Origin of the sequence: Streptomyces sp. ActVer (assembly GCF_027270795.1) — a bacterium.
Classification (GTDB): Bacteria; Actinomycetota; Actinomycetes; order Streptomycetales; family Streptomycetaceae; genus Streptomyces; species Streptomyces umbrinus_A.
The window spans coordinates 1-6,904 of sequence record NZ_JAPWHT010000520.1 but is presented as its reverse complement, the minus strand read 5'-3'; the positions used below and the strand labels follow the sequence as shown (position 1 = coordinate 6,904).

Genomic DNA, 6,904 nt, shown 5'->3' with positions numbered 1-6,904 from the left:
CCGGTTGGCGGTGAGGACGGTCGCAGGACGGTCAGTACGTGCGCGGGCCGGTGCCCGGGCGCCAGGCGTACGTAGTTGGTCCTGCCCCAGTGGTAGGTCTCGCCGGTGAGCTCGTCGCGCACCGGGAACGACTCGTGCCAGTCGAGGCCGAGTCGTGGCATGTCCAACGAGACCGTGGCCTCCTGGGTGTGGTGAGGGTCGAGGTTCACGACCACCAGAACCGTGTTCGATCCGCGTGCGTCTGCGACAGATTTCGAGTACGCGATCACCGCCTCTTTGTCCGCCTGGTGGAAGTGCAGGTCGCGCAGTTGCCTCAGGGCCGGACTACGGCGCCTGACCGCGTTGAGTTCGGCAATCAGAGGGGCGATGCTACGACCCTCGCGTTCCGCCGACTCCCAGTCTCGCGGACGTAGTTGGTATTTCTCCGAGTCCAGGTATTCTTCGCTCCCGTCCCGCACCGGGACGTTCTCGCACAGCTCGAATCCGCTGTAGACACCCCAGGCCGGCGACAGTGTCGCGGCGAGCACAGCTCGCAGTTCGAAGGCCGGCCGGCCGCCCTGCTGGAGAAACTCGTGCAGGATGTCCGGGGTGTTGGCGAAGAAGTTGGGCCGCATATAGGCGGCCGCCTCGCCCGACAGTTCGGTGAGGTACTCGGTCAGTTCTTCCTTGGTGTTGCGCCAGGTGAAATACGTGTACGACTGCTGGAAACCGATCGCGCCGAGCGTGTGCATCATCGCCGGGCGGGTGAACGCCTCGGCCAGGAAGATGACATCGGGGTCGGTGCGGTTGATGTCGTCGATCACCTGCTCCCAGAAGATGACCGGTTTTGTGTGGGGGTTGTCCACGCGGAAGATCCGCACCCCGTGACTCATCCAGAACCGCAGAACCCTGAGCGTCTCCTGGACCAGACCCGGCATGTCCTTGTCGAAGGCGATCGGATAGATGTCCTGGTACTTCTTCGGCGGGTTCTCCGCGTACGCGATCGTGCCGTCCGAGCGGTGGTGGAACCACTCCGGGTGCTTCTCCACCCACGGGTGGTCCGGCGAGCACTGGAGCGCGAAGTCCAGGGCGATCTCCATACCCAGGCTCTCGGCCCGGCGTACGAAGGCGTCGAAGTCGTCGATCGTGCCGAGGTCGGGGTGGACGGCGTCGTGCCCGCCCTCGGGTGAGCCGATCGCCCAGGGGACCCCGACGTCGTGCGGGGACGCGTCGAGCGTGTTGTTGGGGCCCTTGCGGAAGGTCGCGCCGATGGGGTGGATCGGTGGCAGGTACACCACGTCGAAGCCCATCTCCGCGATCGCGGGCAGCCGCCGTGCGGCCGTCCGGAAGGTGCCGGTGACCGGCGGCTTGCCGTCCTCGACCACCGCGCCCTCCGAGCGCGGGAAGAACTCGTACCAGGAGCCGTACAGCGCCCGCTCCCGCTCCACCAGCAGGGTCAGCCGCTCGGCGGACGAGACCAGTTCGCGCAGGGGGTGGCGCGCGAGGACGTGGTCCACGTCCGGCGTGAGCGCGGCGGCGAGGCGGGCCGCGGCGGGCCGGTCGGTGTCGCGCAGGGCCTCCACGGCCGCGAGGATCGCGTCACGGCGGCCCTTGCTCTTCGGTACGCCGGTCGCGGCACGCTCGTACAGCAGCGCGCCCTCCTCCAGGACCAGCTCGGTGTCCATGCCCGCCGGGATCTTGATGTGCGCGTGGTGGCGCCAGGTGGTGATCGGGTCGCCCCAGGCCTCCACGGTGTAGGTCCAGCGGCCCGGCTTCGGCACGGAGACGGTGGCGCCCCAGCGGTCGGTGCCCGGGGCCAGTTCGCGCATCGGGGTCCAGGGGCCCGAGCGGCCGTCCGGATCGCGCAGGACGACGTTCGCGGCGACCGCGTCGTGACCCTCGCGGAAGACCGTCGCGGAGATCTCGAAGGGCTCGTCCACCACGGCCTTGGCGGGGCGGCGCCCGCCCTGCACGAGGGGGCGCACGTCCAGGACGGGGATGCGCCCGATCAGAGGGCCGCTTCCCGGGGCCGGGGCGAAGGCGGGGGCGGGCGTGACGCGGGTGGTGCTCTTGGGGGCGGTCGTCGACGGCCGCGACTGCTTGGCCGGCTTGGGGGGCTTGGGCGTCTTGGACGGTTTCGCCGACTCTGCCGGTTGCAGTGGTTCTCCCGATGGCGCTGATTCTGCTGGTTGCAGTGATTCTTCCGGTGTCGCCGGATCCTCCCGTTTCGCCGGCTCGGCGGGTTTCGCCGACTTCGCCGACTTTTCCGGCTTGGGTGTCTTGGCCGGCTTGGTGGCTGGCTCGGTGGCCGGCTCGACGGTCCTTGCCATCGGCGGCTGTGGCCGGTCGGCCTTCTCTCCCTGGTCGGGGGGTTCGGTGGTGCTGGGCGTCGGGGGTGGTGACGGCTGGTGGTGCATGGCGGGCATGACCGCTCCTGTCCGCGTCAACGTGGGTGGGCGGATGAGGGTGTGGGGAGGTTGGTCCTGCTGGGCGTACCGGTGGAGCCTTCCCACTCTTTTCGGGTGGGCAATCCGGCACTTTGTTAACTACTCGCGCGTATGTCTACACACAAGACCGGCCTCGTCCGATGAGAATCCGCCAAGGATCCGTAAAGGATCGGTCGGTGATTCGCGGGACGAGGCCGGTCGGTGAATGCGCAAATACTTAGGGGTTGTCGACTTGCAGGAGCTTGTTCGGTGAGCCGAGCCCGGCGTTGGACATCTTCCCGGAGGCGGCCCGCTCGACAAGAGCCTTGCTGACATCGGCGGGTGTCGCCCAGGCGTGGTCGGCCAGATAGAGCGCGGCCGCACCTGCCGCGTGCGGCGACGCCATCGACGTACCGGAGAAGGTCGCCCTGCCCGTGTCGCTCGCGTTGGAGACCGAAGTGACGTCCACGCCGGGGGCGAACAGATCGAGCCGCGCGCCCCAGTTGGAGAAGTCCGCCCTCGCGTCCTTCTTGTCGCTCGCGCCGACCGTGATCGCCTCCTTGACACGGGCCGGTGAGTAGAGGCTCGCCGGGAGGCCGTCGTTGCCGGCGGCGACCGCGTAGGTGACGCCGGAGGCGATGGAGTTGCGGACCGCGGCGTCCAGTTGCGGGTCCGCGAGCCCGCCCAGGCTCATATTGGCGACCGCGGGCTTCCGGGCGTTCTTGGTCACCCAGTCGATGCCCGCGATGACCTGCGAGAGCGTGCCGGCCCCGTTGTCGTCCAGCACGCGGACGGCGACGACCTTCGCCTGTTTCGCGACGCCGTACGTCGTGCCCGCGATCGTGCCCGCCACGTGCGTGCCGTGGCCCTGGCCGTCCTGGGCGGTGGCGTCGTTGTCGACGAAGTCCCAGCCGTTGCTCGCCCGGCCGCCGAAGTCCTTGTGGGTGATGCGTACGCCGGTGTCGATGACGTACGCCGTCACGCCCTGGCCCGCGGACTCCGGCCAGGTGTAGCTGCTGTCCAGCGGCAGGTCCTGCTGGTCGATGCGGTCGAGGCCCCACGGCGGGTCCGCCTGCCGGTGATCGACGGCCACGGTGGCGTCCCGCGAGACCGAGGCGACGCGGGAGTCGGCCGCCAGGCGCTCGGCCTGCCTCTCGTCGACCTTCACCGCAAAGCCGTTGAGCGCCGTGCTGTAGGTGTGGCTTATTTTCGCTCCGTACTTGGTGGCGACGGCCTTGCCCGCCTTCGACGGAGCCTTCGTTCCCCCCTTGAGCGTCACTATGTAGCTGCCGCTGACGGAACCCGCTCCGCCCGCGCCGGATATCTGCCCCTCGGGGGCGGCGTGTGCGGGCAGGGTGATGGCCGAAAGCACCGCGGCCGTCATGACCGCGGTCAGGCCTCCCGCCCAGTGCAGCCGCCGCTTGCGCGTCACTGCCATGGTGTGAGTTCCCCTCCTCGACTCGGCGTGCTCCGGCCGGTGGTGCGCGCGGGCCCGGTGGGGCTCTGGCAGGCCGGGCAAGTCCCCGTACGGGTCCTGCGAGGCCGTGGCCGGATCGCCACTTGGCAGCCTCTCGTGCGGTGTGAAGCGCCACAAGGTCGTACGACGGGGCGGAATCGGCCATATCGCCCGTGGCGGACATGTAAAGGTTGCGGCGATTTCCGGCCCTTCCGCAGGGGGCGCGGACCCTGACGCGCGAGGCTCCGCCGCGCGGGCGTGATCAGTGACGATCGTCCTCCGGTCGCAGTACGGCACATCCCGCGGAGCACTTCGCGCCGTAGTTGCGGAGGCACCCTCGCCGCTACCGTCATGGGTGACAAAGTGCGCACAGCGACGTGCGTCCGCCGGTTCGCCCTGATCCGCCCAGCCATAGCAACGCCGATACGCCGTCCTGGTACGTCCTCCGTGAAGGTGGAAGCTCGTGAAGGCCATCCGCAGATTCACCGTGCGTCCCGTACTCCCCGAAGCCCTTCACCCCCTCAGCGATCTGGCGCGCAATCTGCGCTGGTCCTGGCACGCCGAGACCCGTGACCTCTTCCAGTCCGTGGACCCCGAGCACTGGGCTGCCTCCGAATGCGATCCCGTACGCCTCCTCGGGAGCGTCCCGCCCGAGAGGCTGGCCGAGCTGGCCGAGGACCGGCGCTTCCTGCGGCGGCTCGCCGCGGCCGCCGACGACCTCAAGGACTATGTGGGCGGGGACCGCTGGTACCAGTCCCAGCCCTCCGGACTCCCCGCCGCCATCGCCTACTTCTCACCCGAGTTCGGCATCACGGCCGCGCTGCCGCAGTACTCCGGCGGCCTCGGCATCCTCGCCGGGGACCATCTCAAGGCGGCCAGCGACCTCGGCGTACCCCTGATCGGTGTCGGGCTCCTCTACCGGCACGGCTACTTCCGGCAGTCGTTGTCCCGGGACGGCTGGCAGCAGGAGCACTATCCGGTCCTGGACCCGAACGAGCTGCCCGTCTCCCTGCTGCGCGAGCCCGACGGGACCCCCTCGCAGGTGTCCCTGGCGCTCCCCGGCGGGAAGTCCCTCCACGCCCGTGTCTGGCTGGCCCAGGTCGGCCGGGTCCCGCTGCTGATGCTCGACTCGGACATAGAGGAGAACGACCTCGGCGAGCGGGGCGTGACGGACCGGCTCTACGGCGGCGGCAGCGAGCACCGGCTGCTCCAGGAGATGCTGCTCGGCATCGGCGGGGTGCGTGCCGTGCGTACGTACTGCCGGCTGACGGGGCACGCGCAGCCCGAGGTGTTCCATACGAACGAGGGGCACGCGGGATTTCTTGGCCTGGAAAGAATTCACGAACTGTCTTATGAGGACCTGGATTTCGACGCAGCGCTCGAAGCGGTCCGGGCGGGCACGGTCTTCACGACCCACACCCCCGTGCCCGCCGGAATCGACCGCTTCGACCGGGAACTGGTGGCCCGGCACTTCGGCTCCGACGCGGAACTCCCGCGCATTGACGTCGAACGCATTCTGCAATTGGGAATGGAGACCTATCCGGGCGGCGAACCGAACCTCTTCAACATGGCGGTGATGGGCCTGAGGCTGGGCCAACGCGCCAACGGGGTGTCCTTGCTGCACGGACAGGTCAGCCGGGAGATGTTCTCCGGGCTCTGGCCGGGCTTCGACCCGGACGAGGTCCCGATCACCTCCGTCACGAACGGCGTGCACGCGCCGACCTGGGTGGCACCCGAGGTCTTCCGCCTCGGCGCCCGCCAGATCGGCGCGCAGCGCACGGAGGACGCGATGACGGTCGGTGGTTCCGAACGCTGGGACGCCGTGGCCGAGATCCCCGACCAGGACATCTTCGACCTGCGCCGCGTGCTGCGCGAGCAGTTGGTGACGGAGGTGCGGGAGCGGATGCGCGCGTCCTGGCGGCAGCGCGGCGCGGGCACGGCCGAACTGGACTGGATCGACGGCGTGCTGGACCCGGACGTCCTGACGATCGGCTTCGCGCGCAGGGTCCCCTCCTACAAGCGCCTGACGCTGATGCTGAGGGACAGGGACCGGCTGATGGACCTGCTCCTGCACTCCGAGCGGCCGATCCAGATCGTGGTGGCGGGCAAGGCCCACCCGGCGGACGACGGGGGGAAGCGCCTGGTTCAGGAGTTGGTCCGTTTCGCGGACGACCCGCGCGTACGCCACCGGATCGTCTTCCTCCCCGACTACGGCATGGCGATGGCGCAGAAGCTGTATCCCGGCTGCGACATCTGGCTCAACAACCCTCTCCGGCCCCTGGAGGCGTGTGGCACGAGCGGGATGAAGGCAGCGCTGAACGGCTGCCTCAACCTCTCGGTCCTGGACGGCTGGTGGGACGAGTGGTTCCAGCCGGACTTCGGCTGGGCGATCCCCACGGCGGACGGCACGGCGGTGGACGACGACCGCCGGGACGAGCTGGAGGCGTCGGCGCTCTACGAGCTGCTGGAACAGCGGGTGGCCCCGCGCTTCTACGAACGAGGCCAGGCCGGCCTGCCCGACCGCTGGATCGAGATGGTCCGCCAGACCCTGACCCACCTGGGCCCGAAGCTCCTGGCCGGCCGCATGGTCCGCGAGTACGTGGAACGCCTCTACACTCCGGCGGCCCACGCCCACCGCGCCATGTCCCCTTCCTCCGCAAGGGAGTTGGCGGTGTGGAAGTCCCGCGTCCGCGCGGCCTGGCCACAGGTCACGGTCGACCACGTGGAGACCTCGGCGGGAACCCCGACGGCCGAACTCGGCACCACGCTCTCCCTGCGCGTCCGCGTAGGCCTGGGCGACCTGGCCCCGGACGACGTCGAGGTCCAGGCGGTCTCGGGCCGCGTGGACTCGGAGGACGGCATCACGGACGGCACGGCAGCCCCCCTGAAACCGGCAGGCGGCCCCGACCTGGAAGGCCGCTGGCTGTACGAGGGCCCCCTGTCCCTGGACCGCACGGGCCCCTTCGGCTATACGGTCCGCATCCTGCCCACGCATCGACTGCTGGCGTCGAGCGCGGAGTTGGGGTTGGTCGCGGTTCCTTCG

3 protein-coding genes are annotated in these 6,904 nt (G+C 69.7%); 1 reads left to right on the top strand and 2 read right to left on the bottom strand.

Features of this window, described 5'->3' with window-relative positions; all coding sequences use genetic code 11:
- Positions 1 to 2,405, bottom strand: a 2,405-nt coding sequence (locus tag O3Q52_RS46120; protein ID WP_269654461.1) for an alpha-1,4-glucan--maltose-1-phosphate maltosyltransferase, incomplete at its 3' end; no start/stop codon positions are given.
- 238 nt (positions 2,406 to 2,643) lie between these two features.
- Positions 2,644 to 3,843: a S8 family peptidase gene (locus O3Q52_RS46115; protein WP_269654460.1), complete on the bottom strand. Its 1,200-nt coding sequence runs from the start codon at positions 3,841 to 3,843 to the stop codon at positions 2,644 to 2,646.
- Positions 3,844 to 4,324: 481 nt separating this feature from the next.
- Between O3Q52_RS46115 and O3Q52_RS46110 the strand changes: the two genes are divergently transcribed.
- Positions 4,325 to 6,904, top strand: a 2,580-nt coding sequence (locus tag O3Q52_RS46110) for a glycosyltransferase family 1 protein (RefSeq protein ID WP_269654459.1), incomplete at its 3' end; no start/stop codon positions are given.

Coding starts and splice junctions, on each gene's coding strand:
- O3Q52_RS46115 (WP_269654460.1), bottom strand. CDS start 3,843: ATGGCAGTGACGCGCAAGCGGCGGCTGCACTGGGCGGGAGGCCTGACC.